General features: G+C 70.3%; 16 protein-coding genes and 1 tRNA gene. 6 read left to right on the top strand and 11 right to left on the bottom strand.

The features are described from left to right. Positions 1-26: 26 nt before the first annotated feature. The 6 genes from EDF31_RS02430 to EDF31_RS02405 are packed head-to-tail and all read right to left on the bottom strand — an operon-like array spanning position 27 to position 7,291. Positions 27-1,811 (bottom strand): serine/threonine-protein kinase, encoded by a 1,785-nt coding sequence (locus EDF31_RS02430; protein WP_131845066.1) that lies wholly within the window; start codon positions 1,809-1,811, stop codon positions 27-29. Next, positions 1,808-3,262: a penicillin-binding protein 2 gene (locus EDF31_RS02425; RefSeq protein ID WP_131845065.1), complete on the bottom strand. Its 1,455-nt coding sequence runs from the start codon at positions 3,260-3,262 to the stop codon at positions 1,808-1,810. Before EDF31_RS02425 ends, EDF31_RS02430 begins: the two co-directional genes overlap by 4 nt. Further along, a complete protein-coding gene (locus EDF31_RS02420; protein ID WP_131845064.1) occupies positions 3,259-4,701 on the bottom strand; it encodes an FtsW/RodA/SpoVE family cell cycle protein in 1,443 nt (480 codons plus the stop codon). The genes EDF31_RS02425 and EDF31_RS02420 overlap by 4 nt, the downstream gene beginning before the upstream one ends. Further along, positions 4,698-6,056: a Stp1/IreP family PP2C-type Ser/Thr phosphatase gene (locus EDF31_RS02415; RefSeq protein ID WP_131845063.1), complete on the bottom strand. Its 1,359-nt coding sequence runs from the start codon at positions 6,054-6,056 to the stop codon at positions 4,698-4,700. The genes EDF31_RS02420 and EDF31_RS02415 overlap by 4 nt, the downstream gene beginning before the upstream one ends. Positions 6,057-6,062: 6 nt before the next feature. Further along, positions 6,063-6,614 (bottom strand): FHA domain-containing protein, encoded by a 552-nt coding sequence (locus EDF31_RS02410; RefSeq protein ID WP_111083697.1) that lies wholly within the window; start codon positions 6,612-6,614, stop codon positions 6,063-6,065. Further along, positions 6,611-7,291 carry a DUF3662 and FHA domain-containing protein gene (locus tag EDF31_RS02405; RefSeq protein WP_123292929.1) on the bottom strand — a complete coding sequence of 227 codons (681 nt, stop codon included), beginning with the start codon at positions 7,289-7,291 and terminating at the stop codon, positions 6,611-6,613. The genes EDF31_RS02410 and EDF31_RS02405 overlap by 4 nt, the downstream gene beginning before the upstream one ends. An 86-nt stretch (positions 7,292-7,377) precedes the next feature. Here EDF31_RS02405 and EDF31_RS02400 point away from each other — a divergent pair. Then, positions 7,378-7,464 (top strand) — tRNA-Leu (locus EDF31_RS02400). 86 nt (positions 7,465-7,550) lie between these two features. On the opposite strand, the gene EDF31_RS02395 is transcribed toward EDF31_RS02400, so the two are convergent. Continuing rightward, complete coding sequence (locus EDF31_RS02395) at positions 7,551-8,030, bottom strand: hypothetical protein (RefSeq protein ID WP_131845062.1); 480 nt, start codon at positions 8,028-8,030, stop codon at positions 7,551-7,553. Positions 8,031-8,088: 58 nt separating this feature from the next. On the opposite strand from EDF31_RS02395, the gene EDF31_RS02390 reads away from it, so the two are divergent. Then, the gene (locus EDF31_RS02390; RefSeq protein WP_131845061.1) at positions 8,089-8,790 is read left to right on the top strand and encodes an NUDIX domain-containing protein; all 702 of its coding nucleotides are present in this window, start codon (positions 8,089-8,091) and stop codon (positions 8,788-8,790) included. On the opposite strand, the gene EDF31_RS02385 is transcribed toward EDF31_RS02390, so the two are convergent. Beyond that, a complete protein-coding gene (locus EDF31_RS02385) occupies positions 8,773-9,390 on the bottom strand; it encodes a TetR/AcrR family transcriptional regulator (protein WP_131845060.1) in 618 nt (205 codons plus the stop codon). The genes EDF31_RS02390 and EDF31_RS02385 overlap by 18 nt on opposite strands. Positions 9,391-9,410: 20 nt before the next feature. After that, complete coding sequence (locus EDF31_RS02380; protein WP_131845059.1) at positions 9,411-10,946, bottom strand: PucR family transcriptional regulator; 1,536 nt, start codon at positions 10,944-10,946, stop codon at positions 9,411-9,413. A gap of 92 nt (positions 10,947-11,038) precedes the next feature. Here EDF31_RS02380 and gabT point away from each other — a divergent pair, with 92 nt between their 5' ends. Genes gabT through EDF31_RS19820 form a run of 4 tightly spaced genes read left to right on the top strand, consistent with a single transcriptional unit; the run spans position 11,039 to position 15,512 of the window. After that, the gene (gene gabT / locus EDF31_RS02375) at positions 11,039-12,400 is read left to right on the top strand and encodes a 4-aminobutyrate--2-oxoglutarate transaminase (RefSeq protein ID WP_131845058.1); all 1,362 of its coding nucleotides are present in this window, start codon (positions 11,039-11,041) and stop codon (positions 12,398-12,400) included. Continuing rightward, complete coding sequence (locus EDF31_RS02370; RefSeq protein WP_131845057.1) at positions 12,397-13,929, top strand: NAD-dependent succinate-semialdehyde dehydrogenase; 1,533 nt, start codon at positions 12,397-12,399, stop codon at positions 13,927-13,929. The genes gabT and EDF31_RS02370 overlap by 4 nt, the downstream gene beginning before the upstream one ends. Beyond that, positions 13,926-15,314 (top strand): NAD(P)/FAD-dependent oxidoreductase, encoded by a 1,389-nt coding sequence (locus tag EDF31_RS02365; protein ID WP_131845056.1) that lies wholly within the window; start codon positions 13,926-13,928, stop codon positions 15,312-15,314. Before EDF31_RS02370 ends, EDF31_RS02365 begins: the two co-directional genes overlap by 4 nt. Before the next feature lie 36 nt (positions 15,315-15,350). Continuing rightward, complete coding sequence (locus EDF31_RS19820; protein WP_165901307.1) at positions 15,351-15,512, top strand: hypothetical protein; 162 nt, start codon at positions 15,351-15,353, stop codon at positions 15,510-15,512. An 84-nt stretch (positions 15,513-15,596) separates the two neighbouring features. Here the strand turns inward: EDF31_RS19820 and EDF31_RS02360 are convergent, their stop codons facing one another. Together EDF31_RS02360 and EDF31_RS02355 are read right to left on the bottom strand one after the other, a co-directional pair. After that, positions 15,597-16,961 (bottom strand): NAD-dependent succinate-semialdehyde dehydrogenase, encoded by a 1,365-nt coding sequence (locus EDF31_RS02360; protein ID WP_131845055.1) that lies wholly within the window; start codon positions 16,959-16,961, stop codon positions 15,597-15,599. A 19-nt stretch (positions 16,962-16,980) separates the two neighbouring features. Continuing rightward, positions 16,981-18,402 carry an APC family permease gene (locus tag EDF31_RS02355; protein WP_123937135.1) on the bottom strand — a complete coding sequence of 474 codons (1,422 nt, stop codon included), beginning with the start codon at positions 18,400-18,402 and terminating at the stop codon, positions 16,981-16,983. Positions 18,403-18,492 lie beyond the last annotated feature (90 nt).

Raw genomic sequence — 18,492 nt, 5'->3', positions numbered from 1 at the left:
GTCGACAGTCCCCGTCCGGGGGTCGTTCAGTTGCCGTCCATCGGGGCGTCGGTCGGGTCGATGCCGTCGTTCGGGTCGGTCGTGGGCTCCTCGGTGGGCTCGGTCCAGGTGACCTGCGCAGCCTCCGAGGAGTTCGACACCGCTGACCCACCGCCGACGGACGAGCACGCAACCGTGTACGTGAACGTGGTCGGCGCGCCGGGTGTGGCGGCGGCGATCGTCACAGCCGTTCCGGTCGTCGACCCTTCGCTGCTGCCGTTCGAGACCACCGTCCCGTTCGTCACCGTGTACGCGTACGTCGTCTTACTGGTGTACCCAGTGGGGCACTTCTCGTACGTGGGCCAGGTAAAGGTCACACGCCCTGACTCGGACACCGCTCCGGGCGTCGCAGCAGCGGGTGCATCTGGCGTCGGGATGGCCTTGTACGCCTTGATTGAGATTGTCGTCCCAGGCTCGAGACTTCCCTCGGGTGTGAGGGATTGAACGGTCCCGACGAGATCCTCGGAAGGCGCGTTGTCACCGTCCGTGACGTTGACGGTAAAGCCTTGAGCTCGAAGCTGATTGGCGACGTCCTGGGCGTCCTGGCCGTTGTAATCCGAGGCGTTGACCGTGATTCGGGTGTCGACCGGCGTCTGGGACGGGGTCTCCGACGGGGTCTGCGACGGACGCGGGGTCTTCGAGGCGGACTTCGACGGGCTCGGGTCGGGGTCAGCCGGGTTGTTCAGGGCGTACACACCGAAGCCACCCGCGATGGCGAGCACCACGACGATGCCGACGACCCACCAGATCCAGGCGCGCTTCTTCTTCGGTTCCTCGGGCTCGTCCGTCGCCGGGGAGCGCGGTCCGACGGGTCCACCGGCACCGCCGGCGGCCGCACCGGACTGGGTGCCGAGCAGCGCGGTGGCAGCGTCGTTGCCCTGACCCTGCGGCGGGTTGAACGCCACGGTGCCGCCCTGGGCGATGGCGGGGACGGCGACGGTGGCCGCTGCGACGTCACCGCGACGGAGTGCCTGTGCGGCGCGCGCCAGGTTGGCGGCGGTGGCGGGACGATCGGCGGGCTTCTTCGCGATGCACGAGATCACGAGGGCGGCGACGGGCTCGGGGATGTCCCCGGGCAGCGCCGGCGGCTGCTCGTTGATGTGCGCCATCGCGATCGCGACCTGCGACTCGCCCGTGAAGGGACGACGACCCGCCAGGGCCTCGTACGCGACGATGCCGAGCGAGTAGATGTCGGTCGACGGCGACGCCGGGTGCCCGCTCGCCTGCTCGGGCGAGAGGTACTGCACGGTGCCCATGACCTGGCCGGTCGCGGTGAGCGGGACCTGGTCGGCGATGCGTGCGATGCCGAAGTCGGTGATCTTGACGCGGCCGTCCGGCGTGATGAGCAGGTTGCCGGGCTTGATGTCGCGGTGCACGAGACCGACCGCGTGCGCGGCCTGCAGGGCGTTCGCGGTCTGCGCGACGATGTCCAGGACCTTGTCGACCGGCAGCGTGTGCTCGCGCTCGATCATGGTCGAGAGCGCTTCGCCGGGGACGAGTTCCATCACGAGGTAGGCGCTGCCGTCCTCTTCGCCGTAGTCGAAGACGTTGGCGATGCCCTCGTGGTTGACGAGCGCAGCGTGGCGGGCCTCGGCGCGGAAGCGCTCGAGGAACCCGGGGTCGCCGAGGTACTCGTCCTTGAGGATCTTGAGTGCGACGGTTCGGCCGATGACGAGGTCGGTGGCCTGCCACACCTCTCCCATGCCGCCGATGGCGACCCGGGACGAGAGCTGGTACCGCCCACCGAAGGTGAGTCCGCTGGTGGGTCTCATTTGTTCAGCACCGCCTCCATGACTTTCTTCGCGACCGGGGCCGCGACTGTGTTGCCGACTCCCGACTGGCCGAGCCCGCCGCCGTCTCCGACGACGACCGCCACGGCGACCTCCGGGTCCTTCGCGGGCGCGAACCCGGTGAACCAGAGGGTGTAGGGATCGCCTGTTCCGCCCTCGGCCGTGCCCGTCTTCCCTGCGACGTCGACACCGTCGATCTTGGCATTCGTTCCGGTCCCGGCGTTCACGACGCTCTGCATGGCCTCGGTGAGGTCAGCGGACTCGAAGGAGGACAGCGGATCACTGTACTGCCTCGGGGAGAAGGACTCGACCGTCTTCAGGTCGCTCGTGGTGATCGAGTCGACGAGCGAGGGCTGCATGACCTTGCCGCCGTTCGCGATGCCGGCCGACACCATGGCCATCTGCAGCGGGGACACCCGGACGCTCGCCTGGCCGAACGCGCTGAGCATGAGCTGCGCGGTGGAGTCGACCTCGGGGTACTGGCTGGCGGTCGCGGACATCGGGACCTCGATGGCGTCACCGAAGCCGTACTTGTCGGCCATGCTCTTGATCGCGTCGTACCCGAGCTTCTGTCCGAGCTCGGCGAACGGGATGTTGCACGAGTACTGGATCGCCGTGCGGAGCTTGACCTTGTCGCCGCCGCCGCACGTGCCACCCTCGGCGTTGTTGATGTACGAGCTCGTGCCGGGGAGCTGCAGGCGCGACGGGTTCGGGAACGTCGAGTCGAGGTTGTACTTGCCGCCCTCGAGCGCCGCCGATGCCACGACGAGCTTGAAGACGGACCCGGGCGTGTACAGGTCGCCGCCGATCGCGCGGTTCTGCAGCGGGGACGACGAGGCGCTGAGCAGGGCGTCGTACTGCTCCTTGACCTTCGCGGTGTCGTGCGAGGTGAGGGTGTTCGGGTCGTAGCTCGGCTTCGAGACCATCGCGAGGATCTTGCCGGTCTTCGGCTGGATGGCCACGACGGCGCCGCTGTTCGTGCCGAGGGCGTCGTACGCGGCCTGCTGCACGGCGGGGTCGATCGTCAGGTTGACGTTGTCGCCCTGGACGTCCTGGCCGGTGAGGATCGAGTTGAGGTTCTGGAAGAACGAGGCGTCGGAGTTGCCGGAGAGCACGGTGTTCTCCGCGCTCTCGATGCCGGTGTTGCCCTGGCCGATGGTGAAGTACCCGGTGACCGCCGAGTACAGGTCACCGTTCGTGTACTTGCGCTGGTACTCGTACTGGTCGTCCACGGGGGTCGACTCGGCGATCGGGCTGCCGTCGACGAGGATCGCACCGCGCTTGGTCGAGTAGCTGTCCAAGATGGTGCGTGAGTTGCGGGAGTCGGCGCGGAGCGTGTCCGCCGAGAAGAACTGGATCGAGGTCGTCGACACGAAGAGTGCGACGAACATGAGCACGATGACGGTCGAGACACCGCGGAGCTGTCGGTTCATCGACGACGCTCCTTCCTGGTCGCGCGCGCGGACCGCCCGCTCGCGGCGGGGATCGCACCCTGCTGGACGCGTTGTTCGGCTGGGATGGAATCGGTGAGTCGCAGCAGCATCGCGGCGATGATCCAGTTGGCGATGAGCGAGGAACCACCCGCAGCCATGAACGGCGTGGTCAGGCCGGTCACCGGGATCACGCGGGTGATGCCACCGACGACGACGAACACCTGCAGGGCGATCACGAAGCCGAAGCCGACGCCGAGCAGCTTGCCGAAGTCGTCCTGCGCCATGAACCCGACGCGGATGCCGCGCGAGGCCAGCACGATGAAGAGCGCCAGGATCGCGAAGACACCGATCAGGCCGAGCTCCTCGCCGAGCGAGGCGATGATGTAGTCCGCGTTGGCGACCGGCGTGATGTACGGGCGCCCCTGGCCGAGGCCGGTGCCCGTGATGCCGCCGTTCGCGAAGCCGAACAGTCCCTGCACGAGCTGGTAGCTCGCCTGGGTGTCGCGGCTGAAGACCTCTTGGTTGAACGGGTCGAGCCACTGCTCGAAGCGGCCGTGCACGTACTCGAGGACGCTCTGCGCGACGAGGGCGCCGCCGACGAACAGCACGAGGCCGATGGCCACCCAGCTGATGCGCGCGGTCGCGACGTAGATCATCACGAGGAACAGGCCGAAGTACAGCAGCGCCGTGCCGAGGTCGCGCTGGAAGACGAGGACCGCCATCGCGGCGCCCCACATCACCAGGATCGGGCCGAGGTCGCGGGCACGCGGGAACGTCATGCCGAGGAATCTCTTGCCGACGATCGACAGCGAGTCGCGCGCGGTGACGAGGTACCCGGCGAAGAAGAGCGCCATGGTGATCTTCGCGAGTTCGCCCGGCTGGAACGAGAACGGTCCGACGCGAATCCAGACCCGTGCTCCGCCGGGTGCGTAGCCGATGCCGGGGAGCATCGGCAGCAGCAGCAGCGCGATCGTCAGGAACATGAAGATGTAGCGGTAGCGCTGCAGGAACCGGTGGTTCCGGACGACCAGCAGCGTGATGATCGCCAGGACCATCGCGAGCATCGTCCAGACGATCTGCTTCACACCGATGGCGTCCCAGCCGGTCAGGCCGTTGTGGACGTCGATGCGGTAGATCTCCGCGATGCCGATGCCGTTCAGCACGAGGGCGATCGGCAGGATGAACGGGTCGGCGTTCTTGGCGACGACCCGCAGCACGACGTGCATCACGAGCCCCAGCCCGAGGATGCCCCCGCCGACCCACAGCACCGAGGTGTCGAACAGTCGCCCCTTGGTGCCGAGCTGCACGAGCACCATCGCGCCGGCGCAGATGCCGCAGGCGATGACGAGCAGCACGAGCTCGAGGTTCCGAGCACGTGCGGGTTCACGGAGCTTGATCGTGATCGCCTGCGTGAACGACTGGGCGGTGGCGTTGCTCATCGCGAGCCCCGGGTCGGGGACGGCGTGGGCGTCGACGACCGGGTCGGCGACGGCGAGGGTGACGAGGTGGATCCGCCGTCACCGCCGGTACCGGCTTGGTCCTGCCCGGTCTCGGCAGCCTTCCGCAGTCGGTCGACGATGTCCCGCGCGTCGTCGAGCGACTGCGCGTTGATCGTCGAGCGGACGTTCTCGCGGGTGTAGTCCGGCAGCATCGACACGGTGATGTCGGTGTCCTCGTAGACGTCCGACAGCGCCAGTGGTCCGATCGACTGCTGGACGCCCTTGTAGATCGCGACCGTGCCGCGGTCGGTGCCGACGTAGTAGTGGTCCTGGGTGATCCGCCAGCCGAGGAACACGGCCCCGACCAGGGCAGCGACCGCCACCACGAGCGCGACCGTCCACGAGACCCGGCGTCGGATGCGGCGTCGGCGGTCCTCGGCGATGAGCTCCGCGAAGAACTGGTCGGACTCGGGCTCGAAGTGCGAGTCCTCCGGGGCGGTGGTGACCTTGAGCGGGTGCAGCAGGATCGTGGGGAGGCGGATCGGCTTGCGACCGGTCGACGCCTCGAAGGTCAGGGGAGCGGCCGCGGACCCGACGGTGGTGGCCGCGTCGTCGTCGTCGTCGACCTCGTCCGCGGTGACGTCCATGACGACGACGGTGACGTTGTCGGGGGCGCCGTGGTCGAGCGTCTCCTTGACCAGGCGCTGTGTGACCTGGTTGGCGTCCATGTTCGACGCCAGGGCGTGCCGGATGCGCTCTTCGGCCAGGTACGACGACAGGCCGTCGGAGCACAGCAGCCAGCGGTCGCCCGGCTGGATGTCCATGATCGCGGTGTCGACCTCTGGTGCGGCATCGACGTCGCCGAGCACCCGCATGAGCACCGAGCGACGGGGGTGGACCGCGGCTTCCTCCGGGGTGATCCGGCCGCTGTCGACCAGGCGCTGCACGAAGGTGTGGTCCGACGTGATCTGCTGCAGCTCACCGTCACGGTGGCGGTAGATGCGCGAGTCACCGATGTGCGCGATCGCGATCTGTTCGCCGACCCGGATCATCGCGGACACCGTGGTGCCCATGCCGGTGAGTTCCTGGTGCTCGAAGACCGTCTCGGTGATGAGCTGGTTCGCCGCGATCAGGGCCGACTGCAAGGCGAACTCGGCGTCGTGGGCCGAGGGGAACTCGCGGTCCACCTCCCTGATGCGCCGGATCGCGATCGCCGAGGCGACGTCGCCGCCGGCGTGCCCACCCATGCCGTCCGCGACCGCGAACAGGTGCGCCCCGGCGTAGCCGGAGTCCTGGTTGTTCGCGCGGATGCGGCCCACGTGGGACACAGCGGCGCTCAACGTGCGAGCGGTCATGCCGGGTTACCGCCGCAGCTCGAACGTCGTCGTCCCGATCGTGATCGGCGTGCGCTCCGCGACGATCAGGGGAGCGCTCACCTTCTGACCGTTGACGAAGGTGCCGTTCGTGGACTCGAGGTCGGTGAGGAGCCAGCCGTCGGCGCGCAGGTCGAGCCGGGCGTGGTTGGTCGAGGTGTAGTCGTCGCGGATCACGACGTTGGACTCGCTGGAGCGGCCGATCGTGATCGGCCCGCCGCCGAGCGGCATCTCCATGCCCTCACGCGCGCCCTCGGTGATCACGAGGCGCACCGCTGCCGGCGAGGGCGACTGCGTCGCCGCCGTGGGTTGCCCGATGAGGTCGGTGAACGCGCCGCCCGAGGCCGCTGCCGGCGCCGCCGCTGCGGGGATCGTCGGGGTCGTCGGACCGGAGGGAGCCGACTTGGAATCCGTGGGGATCGTGCGCACGCGCTGGCCGAAGAGATCACTGCGCAGGGCGAAGACGATCACGAAGACGAACAGCCAGAGCACCGCGAGGAACGCGAAGCGCAGGACGAGCAGGGTCAGGCCTGTGGTCATCGAGCACCTCCGTCGTTCTCCGGGATCACCCGGAACACCATACGGGTACGACCGATCTCGATGGTGGAGTCCGGCTCCACGATCGCCTGTTGGAAGTGCTGTCCGTTCAGCTTCGAGCCGTTCGTCGAGCCCAGATCCGTGGCCTGGGCGTGCTTGCCGTCCCACAGGACCTCGACGTGCTTCCGGCTCGTCCCGGTGTCCGCGATCGTGATGTCGGCGTCGCTGCCGCGGCCGATCACGGTACGTCCGCGCTGCAGGCGGTGGCGCTGCGAGCCGATGTCGAGGACGGCGATCCAGGCGACGTCGCGCTGCACCGTGGTGGAGTCGATCTGCAGGATGCCCGTCGACAGGGTGCCGTCCTGCTGCAGCCGGATGGTGACCGGTCCGGAGAACGAGTAGTTCTGCGCGACGGCGTGCTGGTGGGCCATCTGCGTGAGTTCGTCGATGAGCGGACGACCGACGTCGTTCATGCGCGTGAAGTCCGGCGGTGCGAGGCGCACGGTGAACTCGTTCGGCACCAGGATGCGCTCTCGCGACACCACGGCGGCCTTCGTGTCGAGCTCACGGCGCAGGGCGCTGGAGATCTCGACCGGCTGCACACCGGAGCGGAAGGTCTTCGCGAACGCGCCGTTCACGGCGCGCTCCAGCCCTCGCTCGAAGTTGTCCAGCAGGCCCATGTGTCTCCAGAGTCGTCGGTCGTCAACCACTGCATGGTAGTGGTTGGCGCAGGGGGCAGTCTGTGCGTGGTAGTGTTTTGGGGCTGGCGCGAGTGGCGGAATTGGTAGACGCGCACGGTTCAGGTCCGTGTGCTGGAAACGGCGTGGGGGTTCAAGTCCCCCCTCGCGCACCAGGCGAAACAGCGAAAGGCCCCGGAGGAATCCGGGGCCTTTCGTGTTCTTCCAGGACGCACCGGACCGGCCGTCGCCGGTGGGCGGATCAGGTCCGATCTGCGTCCGTCGCGTGGTCGGGATCCGGCCAGGAGGCGCGGCTCGACCCCGACACGCCGGGTCCGGAGAACCCGTGGTCGGTTCTTCCCGCATCACTGCGGGCGAAGAACGGGCGCGCGCTGGGCAGGAAGAGGAGGACCGCGGCGACGACCGACAGCGCGATCGTCAGGAGTCCGAGTTCGCCGCTCGTGAGGCTGAGCACCGCACGGGCCACGGCGACGACGACCAGCACGATGCGTGCCACCCGCGACCCGGCGGCCATGCGGAGGACCGCCCACCCGACGAGTCCCCAGACCACGACCGCGACGAGCACCGTCAGGACCGTGCCGATGGCGTTGCTGCCCGTACCCGCCACGAACTGCAGGACGGTCGCCACCAGGCAGATCGCGACCCAGACGAGCCAGAGCACGAACGACACGGTGACGACCTGCGGTCGGTCCGGGCGACGGGTGAACAGTGTCCTGGTCATGGCTGCACGGTACCGGGCGGGCAGGTCGTGCGAGCAGCCGCCCCGCTAGCGTGACCAGGTGACCGATGATCGTGCAGCAGCTCCTCGTCCCGGCGTCGACGTCCCCGATGCCCGTGGGCGGACCGGACTCGACGCCGTCGGCCGTGACCTCGACCGCAACCCCGACGTCGTCGTGCGGGACGTCGAGGTCGTGTCGGACGGCTGGCATGTGCTCCGTCGCACCACGCTCGAAGTCCGGCGCCGGGACGGCCGGTGGGACCGGCAGCAGCGCGAGACCTACGACCGCGGGAACGGTGCCACCGTGCTGCCGTACGACGCCGAGCGCCGTACCGTCCTGCTCACCCGGCAGTTCCGCTGGCCGGCGTACGTGAACGGGCACCCGGACGGCATGCTCATCGAGGCAGCGGCGGGGCTGCTCGACGAGGACGACCCCGAGACCGCCGTCCGCCGCGAGGCCGCCGAGGAGCTCGGCATCCGGCTGGGCGACCTGGTGCGCGTCGGCGACGTCTTCATGAGCCCCGGCTCGGTCACCGAGCGTGTCCACTTCTACGTCGGTGCCTACACACCGGCGGACCGGGTCGAGGCGGGCGGCGGGGTCGAGGACGAGGGCGAGGACATCGAGGTGCTCGAGCTGGCACTCGACGAGGCGCTCGCGATGGTCGAGGACGGCCGGATCGCCGACGGCAAGACGATCATGCTGCTGCAGTGGGTGGCACTGCGGTCAGTGGCACCGCGGCGGGTGTCACCCCGACAGGGCTGACCCGTCCAGGCCCACCGCTCGGGCGATCGTCGTGCGGACCAGGCCCTCGCGGGTCGGTCGGTCGAGGTAGTCGACCAGGGCGTACCCGTTGGTGGCGTCGACGAGCGCGAAGAGCAGGCGTCCCACGCCGTCCGGGTCGTCGGTCCGCAGCACGCCCGCGCGCACCCCGTCGACGACGACCGTGGTCGCGAGGAGCTGCCAGTCGTCCATGACGTCCCGTGCCGCGGTCGCCAGCGCCGCGTTCGTGCGGCCGATGCTCCACGCGTCGGCCCACAGGGTGGCGACGTCGTCGCGCGCGGGATCGGCGATGCAGCCGAGCAGGGTGCGGAGGCCGGAGACGGGGTCGGGCGCAGCGCCGACGATCGCGCGGACCTCGGCGACCTCGGCTGCCGCGACGGTGCGGAACGTCTCGCCGACCAGGTCCTCCATGCTCGGGCGGTAGTGGGCGACGAGCGACGGCGCGACCCCGATCACGGCGGCGACCCCGCGGAGCGTCACCGCCGCGAGGCCCTCGGCGCGCGCCAGGTCGACGGCGGCCGCCGTGATCTGGGATCCGCGTTCGGCCGGGCTCAGGCGCCGGCGGGCCGGTGTCGACGGCATCGTCCCACCGTATCCGCGGGTCACGCGCCCTCGACGACGAAGGCCGCCCACAGGTCGGCACGGGTCGCGAAGACGGTGAGGTCGCGGTCGAGGAGTCGGCCGGCGTGCTCGACCCGGGAGCGTGCGGTGTGGCGGTGGATGCCGAGCACCTGGGCGGCGCGGTCGTACTCGCAGTTCTGCTCGAGCCAGGCGCGGACGGTGCGGGTGAGCTCGGTGCCCGCCGACCGGTCGTGTTCGAGCAGGGGAGCGAGGAACGCGCGGGCGACGGCGCCGGCGTCCACGTCGACGTGGGCCAGGTGTGCGAGGACGCCCTCCCGGGCGAGGTCGCCGAACTCGGTGGTGCCCGGTCGTCCTTCGCGCCGACGGTCCAGGGCCTGCACGGCCTCGGTGCGAGCGCGGCCGAACGACCGGTACGCAGCACCGTCCGACAGGCCGGCCCGGAGGTCGAAGCGCCCGACCAGTTCCTCGACGATCGCGGTGTCGTCGGCGCTCACGCACAGGAAGAGGGCGTCGTCGACGGCGAAGAAGAGCTGTCCGGGCCGGTCCTGCACCCACAGTTCGAGCAGGTCGACGACGGTGTCGAGATCGTGGTCGTCGACGTCGAGGGCCGCGATCCGGACGGGTTCGGCGGGCAGGGGCCCCCACACCTCGCGCGACGTCGACTGGACCACCTCCGGATCGCCGACCGAGAGCATGGTGAGCAGGCCGGTGCGCAGGAGCCCGCGTGCCCGGGCCAGCTCACGGTTCTGCTGCAGCGCGAGTCCGGCGAGGGCGATGACGGACGTCACCACCTCACGACCGGCGCGGTCGAGCGCACCGCCGTTCGCGATCGCGAGCACGCCGCTCAGGTGGCCCCCGCTGCCGAGGGTCTGCAGGGTGAACCCGGTGTGGTGCTCGGTGGTCACCGGCAGGCTCGCCCGCTGTCCCGCGCGCAGCAGGCGCAGTGCCTCGGTCCGGAGCAGCTCGAGGTCCTGCGCGGGCACGCCGTCCGCCGGGTGCCCACGGTCCAGGCGCCCCGACACGTCGAAGAGCCCGACCCAGCCGTCGAGCTGCCCGGAGAGCTCGGCGATCGTGGCGCCGAGCCCGTCCGGGCGCATCGCCGCGAGCGAGATCGCCCGTTGTGCGGCGAGGGCCCAGGCGTTCCGGGCGTTCGCGTCGCGGGCGACCGCTTCGGCGTTCGCCTGCGCGACCGCGATGAACGAGGTCTCGTAGGGCACCTCGAACAAGGGGAGTCCGTACAGCGAACAGGCGGCGACGAGGGCGTCCGGGGTGCCGGCGCGGACGACCTCGGTGCCGAACCCGAGTGCGACGACGCCCCGCTCGACGAGTCGGCGGACGTAGGGGCCGGCGACGTCCTCCGGGACCTCGGCCTCGGCGCCGAACTGGGTGCCCGTGGTCAGCAGTCCCTGCCCGTCGGCCAGGAACGGCGTCGGGTCCTCGAGGTCGGAGCTGTGCAGCCACGACAGCGGTGCGTCGAGGGCGTCCGTGTCCGCGTCGGTCAGCGGGCGGAGGCGGAGGTCGGCACGGTGCAACAGGGAACGCAGCGTCGCGGGCATGGGAGCACCTTATCCACCGGGGCGATCGGACCGGTGCTCGATGTACACGGTGGACAGCCGCCGTGGTCCCCGCAGGCTCCTACCATCGCCGCATGTCCTCCACCGCAGCACCCTCGATCAGTGCGCCCACCGGCGGCCCCTCGCTGCCCCAGGAACGACGGCTCGTCACGGCTGTCCCCGGCCCGCGATCACGCGAGCTCATGGCGCGGAAGGCCGGAGCCGTCGCGGCCGGGGTCGGGGTCGCCGTGCCGATCGCCGTCGTCGCAGCCGGTGGCGGGGTCGTCGTGGACGCGGACGACAACTCGTTCGTCGACCTGGGGTCCGGGATCGCCGTGACCAGCGTCGGCAACGCGCACCCCGCCGTCGTCGCCGCGGTCACCGTGCAGGTCGCTGCCTTCACCCACACGTGCTTCACGATCGCCGCCTACGACGGGTACGTCGCGGTCGCCGAGGCACTCAACCGGCTGACCCCCGGTGACCACGAGAAGCGCACGGCGCTGTTCAACTCCGGCGCCGAGGCCGTCGAGAACGCCGTGAAGATCGCGCGCAAGCACACCGGTCGGCAGGCCGTCGTGGTGTTCGACCACGCGTACCACGGCCGCACGAACCTCACGATGGCGCTCACCGCCAAGAACCAGCCCTACAAGGACGGCTTCGGCCCGTTCGCGCCCGAGGTCTACCGGGTGCCGATGTCCTACCCGTTCCACGACGGGCTCTCCGGGCCCGAGGCGGCGAAGCGTGCGATCAGCCAGATCGAGAAGCAGGTCGGCGCGGCGAACACCGCGGCGCTGCTCATCGAGCCGATCCAGGGGGAGGGCGGGTTCGTCGTCCCCGCGCCCGGGTTCCTCACCGCCCTGTCCGAGTGGACCACGGCGAACGGCGTCGTGCTCATCGCCGACGAGGTGCAGACCGGCTTCGCGCGCACCGGGTCGATGTTCGCGAGCGAGCACGAGGGGATCGTGCCGGACGTCGTCACGACCGCGAAGGGCATGGCCGGCGGTCTGCCCCTGTCCGCCGTGACCGGGCGCGCCGAGATCATGGACTCCGCGCACGTCGGCGGGCTCGGCGGCACCTACGGCGGCAACCCGATCGCGTGCGCCGCCGCCCTCGCCGCGATCGACGCGTTCGAGCACGACGGCCTGGTCGACCGAGCCCGCGAGATCGGGGACGTGCTGCTCGGACGACTCCGTGCCGCACAGAGGACCGACCCGCGGATCGGCGACGTCCGCGGACGCGGCGCGATGGTCGCGATGGAACTCGTGGACCCCGCCACCGGAGAACCGGACGCAGCACTGACCGGGAAGGTGGTGCGGTCCGCGTTCGAGCACGGCGTCATCGCGCTGACCGCCGGCACGTACGGCAACGTCGTCCGGTTCCTGCCCCCTCTGTCGATCGACGACGCCCTGCTCCACGAGGGACTCGACGTCGTCCTGGAAGGACTCGCAACAGCATGACCACCGGCACCACCACCGCCCCTGCGGCCGACCGCACCGACGCCGAACGCGAGTTGCTCGCCCGCGTTCCCACGGGCCTCCTGGTCGACGGCGCATGGCAGCCGTCGGCCGACGGCCGGACCTTCGCCGTCGTCGACCCCGCCACCGGCGAGACGCTGCTCGACATCGCCGATGCAACCCCCGAGGACGGTGTCCGAGCCCTCGACGCCGCGGAAGCAGCCAAGACGGGCTGGGCGAGCACACCGCCGCGGCACCGTGCCGAGCTGCTCCGTCGCGCGTTCGACCTGCTGCAGGAACGCCGCGAGGAGTTCGCGCTGCTCATGACGCTCGAGATGGGCAAGCCGCTCGCCGAGGCCCGCGGCGAGGTCGCGTACGGCGGGGAGTTCCTGCGCTGGTTCTCGGAGGAAGCCGTCCGGATCGGCGGCTCGTACGGCACCAACCCGGAGGGCACCGGCCGTGCCACCGTCTCCCACAAGCCCGTCGGCCCCGCGTTCCTCATCACGCCGTGGAACTTCCCGCTGGCGATGGCGACCCGGAAGATCGCACCGGCGCTCGCCGCCGGGTGCACCGTCGTCGTGAAGCCGGCCGAGCTCACGCCGCTCACGACCCTGCTCTTCGTCGACCTGCTGCGCGAGGTCGGTCTGCCCGCCGGGGTGGTCAACGTGGTGCAGACCACGCGGGCCGCCGACGTCTCCGCGCCGGTGATCGCCGACCCGCGCCTCCGGAAGCTGTCGTTCACGGGCTCGACGCCGGTCGGACGCACGCTCTTGGCCCAGGCGGCGCAGAACGTGCTCCGGACGAGCATGGAGCTGGGTGGCAACGCCCCGTTCCTGGTGTTCGCCGACGCCGACCTCGACCTGGCCGTGGAGGGCGCGCTCGCCGCCAAGTTCCGCAACACCGGGCAGGCCTGCACCGCCGCGAACCGGTTCCTGGTGCACGAGGACGTCGTCGACGAGTTCACGCGCCGGGTGACCGCACGCGTCGAGGCCATGCGCGTCGGACGCGGCACCGAGGACGGCGTCGCCATCGGACCGCTCATCGACGACCGTGCCGTCGACAAGGCGCACCGCCTGGTCACCGACGCGCTCGACCGCGGGGCGACGCTCCGCACCGGCGGACACCCGGTCGACGGCCCCGGCACCTTCTACGCGCCCACGGTCCTGACCGACGTGCAGCCCGGCAGCGACCTGCTCCGCGACGAGATCTTCGGACCCGTCCTGGCGATCCGGACCTTCCGGACCGAGGACGAGGCCGTGGCCGCCGCCAACGACACCGAGTACGGTCTGGTCGGCTACGCGTTCACCGAGGACCCGGCCCGCGGCCAGCGCCTGATGGAGCGGCTCGAGACCGGCATGCTCGGACTCAACACCGGGGTCGTCTCGAACGCGTCGGCCCCGTTCGGCGGGGTGAAGCAGTCCGGCCTCGGCCGCGAGGGCGGCGGCGAGGGCATCGCCGAGTACCTCGAGACCATGTACACGCTGACCCCGGACCCGTTCCGGAGCACCACCACCGAAGGAGCAGCACGATGATCGAGAGCGACGTCGTCGTCATCGGAGCCGGTGTCACCGGCCTGACCGCCGCGAACCGCCTGCGCGCCGCAGGACTGACCGTCACGGTGCTCGAGGCGCGCGACCGCGTGGGCGGCCGCACCTGGACGAACGACATCGACGGGGTCACGCTCGAGATCGGTGGCCAGTGGGTCTCGCCCGACCAGACGGCGCTGCTCGAGACCCTCGACGAACTCGGACTCGACACGTACGACCGGTACCGCGAGGGCTCCAGCGTCTACGTCGACGCCCAGGGCACCCGCACCGAGTACACCGGCGACATCTTCCCGCTGCCCGAGGCGACGGCGAACGAGATCGAGCGACTCGTGACGGTCGTCGACGAGTACGTTGCGGCGGTCGACCCCGCGCGCCCCTGGGAGTCCTCGCACGCGGCGGCACTCGACGAGGTCTCCTTCCGCGCCTGGCTCCACACGCTGAGCGACGACCGCGTCGCCACGGACAACGTCGAACTGTTCATCGCGGGCGCCATGCTCACGAAGCCGGCACACGCGTTCTCGGCACTGCAGGCCCTGCTGATGGCTGCCTCTGCCGGGAGCTTCACGAACCTGGTCGACGCCGACTTCATCCTGGACAAGCGCGTCGTCGGCGGCATGCAGCAGGTGTCGGAACGCCTCGCGGAGCGCCTCGGAGACGCCGTGCTCCTGAACGCGCCGGTGCGCACCCTGCGCTGGACCGACGACGGGGTCGTCGCGCTCGCCGACGGCGGCCTCGAGGTCCACGCCCGGCAGGCGCTCGTCGCCGTGCCGCCGCCCCTGTACTCGCGGATCTCGTACGAACCCCCGCTGCCCCGTCGCCAGCACCAGCTGCACCAGCACCTGTCGATGGGCTTCGTCATCAAGGTGCACGCCGTCTACGACCGGCCGTTCTGGCGCGGCGCCGGGCTCTCCGGCACCGCGTTCAGCCCGTACGAGGTCGTGCACGAGGCGTACGACAACACCGAGCACGGATCAGAGCAGGGCACGCTCGTCGGGTTCGTCTCCGACCAGCACGCCGACGACCTGTTCGCACTGTCGGTCGAGGAGCGGAAGGCCCGAGTGCTCGGTTCGCTCGCGCACTACTACGGCGACGAGGCCCTGCGCCCGGTCGTGTACTACGAGAGCGACTGGGGCACCGAGGAGTGGACCCGCGGCGCCTACGCGGCGAGCTTCGACCTGGGCGGGCTCGTCCGCTACGGCGCCGACCAGCGTGCAGCCGTCGGTCCGATCCGGTTCGCGTCGAGCGACCTGGCCGGGCAGGGGTACCAGCACGTCGACGGTGCGGTGCGGATCGGGCGCGAGGTCGCCGACGAGATCCTGGCCGTGACCCCGGTCGCTGCCGGTTCCGGCGCTGCCGCCTCGTCCGTCTGAACGGGTGCAGCGTCGACCGCGCGTAGCGTCCGGGCCATGAGCGACACGACGGCGAACGGATCCAGCGACCCCAGCGAGGTCGAAGCGCAGTACACCGAGGACCTGCCCGACGGGTCGCCCACGGGCGACGCGACGAAGGACCCGGAGCAGGACAGCGACACGGACTCCGGCGGCGAGCCCGCCGACCCGCAGCAGTAGCGGCGACCGACGAGCAGACGGGAGGCACGGTGCCAGCTGGCACCGTGCCTCCCGTCCGTCGTGGAGCCGGGTCCAGAGCGTCCGTCAGCCGATGCGGATCAGCTTCTTGTTGACGAACTCGTCGGCCCCCAGGGGGCCGAGCTCGCGGCCGAAGCCGCTCGCCTTGACGCCGCCGAACGGCAGTTCGGGGCTGTCCGCGCCGACGATGTTGACGTAGACCATGCCGGCCTCGAGCCGGTCCGCGACGCGGAGTGCCTGGTCGGCGTCGGTCGTGAACAGGTACGAGCCGAGGCCGTACGGGGTGTCGTTGGCGAGTGCGACGGCGGCGTCCTCGTCGGCGACGCGGTACACGGCGGCGACGGGGCCGAAGAACTCCTCGCGGTACGCGTCATTGTCCGGCGTGACGTCGGTGAGGATCGTCGGCACGTAGGCGTTGCCCTGGCGGTCACCACCGGTGACGACGGTCGCACCCTGCGCGACGGCGGACGCGAGCTGCTCCTGCAGCCGGTCCGCGGCGGTCCGGGACGACAGCGGGCCGAGCTCGGCACCGGGCACGGACGGGTCCGTCGGCGAGACCGCGGACATGGCCGTCGTGAACTTCGCCAGGAAGTCGCCGTACAGGTCGTCCACCACCAGGAAGCGCTTCGGGGCGTTGCAGACCTGCCCGTTGCCCTCGAGGCGGGTCGTGACGGCGGACTCGACGACCGAGTCGAGATCGTCGGTGGACAGCACGATGAAGGGGTCCGACCCACCGAGCTCGAGCACGACCTTCGTGAGGTTCCGGCCGGCGATCTCGGCGACGGCGGCACCGGCGCGGGCGGACCCGGTCAGCGAAACCCCCTGCACGCGCGGGTCGGCGATGACGTCTGCGGCCTGGTCGTTCGTCGCGAAGACGTTCGTGTACGCGCCCTCGGGGAACCCGGCGTCGTGGAAGATGCGCTCGATCGCCAGGGCCGACTCGGGGCACTGCGGTGCGTGCTTGAGCAGGACCGTGTTGCCGATGAGCAGGTTCGGACCGGCGAACCGGGCGATCTGGTAGGCGGGGAAGTTCCACGGCATGATGCCGAGCAGCACGCCGATCGACGACTTCCGGATGAAGGCGCTGCCCTCGGAGCCGTCGGCCAGGGTGATCGGCTGGTCGGCGAGGAACTCCTCGGCGTGGTCGGCGTAGTAGTCGTAGATGTCGGCGCAGAAGTCCACCTCGCCCTCGGCCTGGTCGATCGGCTTCGCCATCTCGCGCACGATCGTGGCGGCGAGGTCGGCGTGACGCTCCCGGTACAGGTCCGCGACGCGGTGGAGCAGGGCCGCGCGGTCGGCGACGGTGCTGGTGCGGCCCCACTCGCCGTGGGTCTGGTGGGCGGTGGTGACGGCGGCGCGCAGCTCGTCGTCGGTGATGGTCGGGAACGTCTCGAGGGTCGTGCCCGTGGTGGGGTCGGTGACGGCGTACATGGCGTCCTCTCGTGGTGGGTCAGGCCTGGTCGGTCAGCTGCTTGTTCACGCCGGTGACCGGCTGGTTCTCGTCGAAGCTCTTCGGCAGCACCCGGAAGCCCTTCGTGATGACGAGCAGGTAGGCGAAGCCGATCGCGGCCCACACTCCTCCTGCGATCAGTGCGTCGGCGTGGAGCTGCGACCAGAGCACACCCGTCAGGACCATCGCGAGGCCGGGCAGGACGATGTACTTCCACCGGTCACCCGCGGTGTGGCGGCGGCCCTGCCGGACGGCGAAGTGCACGATGACGCTCGCGTTGACGAAGGTGAAGGCGACGAGCGCGCCGAAGTTGATGTACGACGAGATGGTGTCGAGCGAGAAGCTCATCGCGAGCAGCGTGACCGCCCCGACGAAGACCACGTTGAACACCGGGGTGTGCGTGCGCGGGTTGACGTAGCCGAACACCCGCTTCGGCAGGACGTTGTTCCGACCCATCACCATGAGCATGCGGGCGACGCTCGCGTGCGAGGCGAGCCCCGACGCCAACGCGGCGACGAACCCGGCCGACACCAGGACCGCCTGGAACACCGGGCCACCGACGAGCAGGCCGATCTGGGGGAGCGGGTCGTCGGTGAACTCGCCGAACGGGGTGTTCGTCGGGAACCGCAGCTGCGCGAAGTACGCGGACACCAGGAAGATCGCGCCGCCGAGCAGCACCGTCAGCATGATCGCCTTCGGCATGATCCGGATCGACTTCGCCTCTTCCGTGTACATCGTCACGGCGTCGAAGCCGATGAACGAGAAGCAGACCACCGTCGCACCGGTGAGCAGGGCGGACATCGTCACGCCGTCGTGCACGAACGGCTCGGTGCTCGCGATCGTGCCGGCGCCGGCACCGTGGACGAGTTCGATGACGGTGAAGACCACGAACGCGATCATCGCCAGGATCGCGCCGATGAGCAGCACCATGTTGAGGTTCGACGTGCCACGCATCGACAGGCAGATCACCGTCGTCACGAACACCGTGTAGACGACGACCGTCACCCACGACGGCAGTGCCGGGAACACCTGCTCCAGGTAGAGCCGGATGATCAGGGCGTTCACCATCGGCAGCAGCAGGTAGTCGAGCAGGGACGCCCAGCCGACCATGAACCCGAGGTTCGGGTGCATCGACTCCCGCACGTACGTGTAGGCCGAACCGGCTGCCGGGTAGACCCGGACCATCTTCCCGTAGCTGATCGCCGTCAGGGCCATGATGACCAGCGCGATCAGGTACGCGCTCGGCACGGCGCCGTCGGTCTGCCCGGAGACGATGCCGAAGGTGTCGAACACCACCGTCGGGGTCATGTAGCCGAGGCCCAGGCCGACGATCGCCCAGAGTCCGAGGCTCCGCTTCAGGGAACCGCCGCGCGCAGGTGTTGCCGGTGCTGTCGGTGTGGGGACCGCGGTCGGTGATGCCATGTGCGTGGACTTCCCTGCTGGGTCGGGGGATGGGCAGCGCCGGAGCTGGGCTGGGCAGCGTCGCCCGGACTGGTTCGGAGCAACATACCG

Source organism: Curtobacterium sp. PhB142 (assembly GCF_004341255.1).
In the GTDB taxonomy this organism is placed as follows: domain Bacteria; phylum Actinomycetota; class Actinomycetes; order Actinomycetales; family Microbacteriaceae; genus Curtobacterium.
This window is presented reverse-complemented; position numbering and strand designations above follow the sequence as displayed.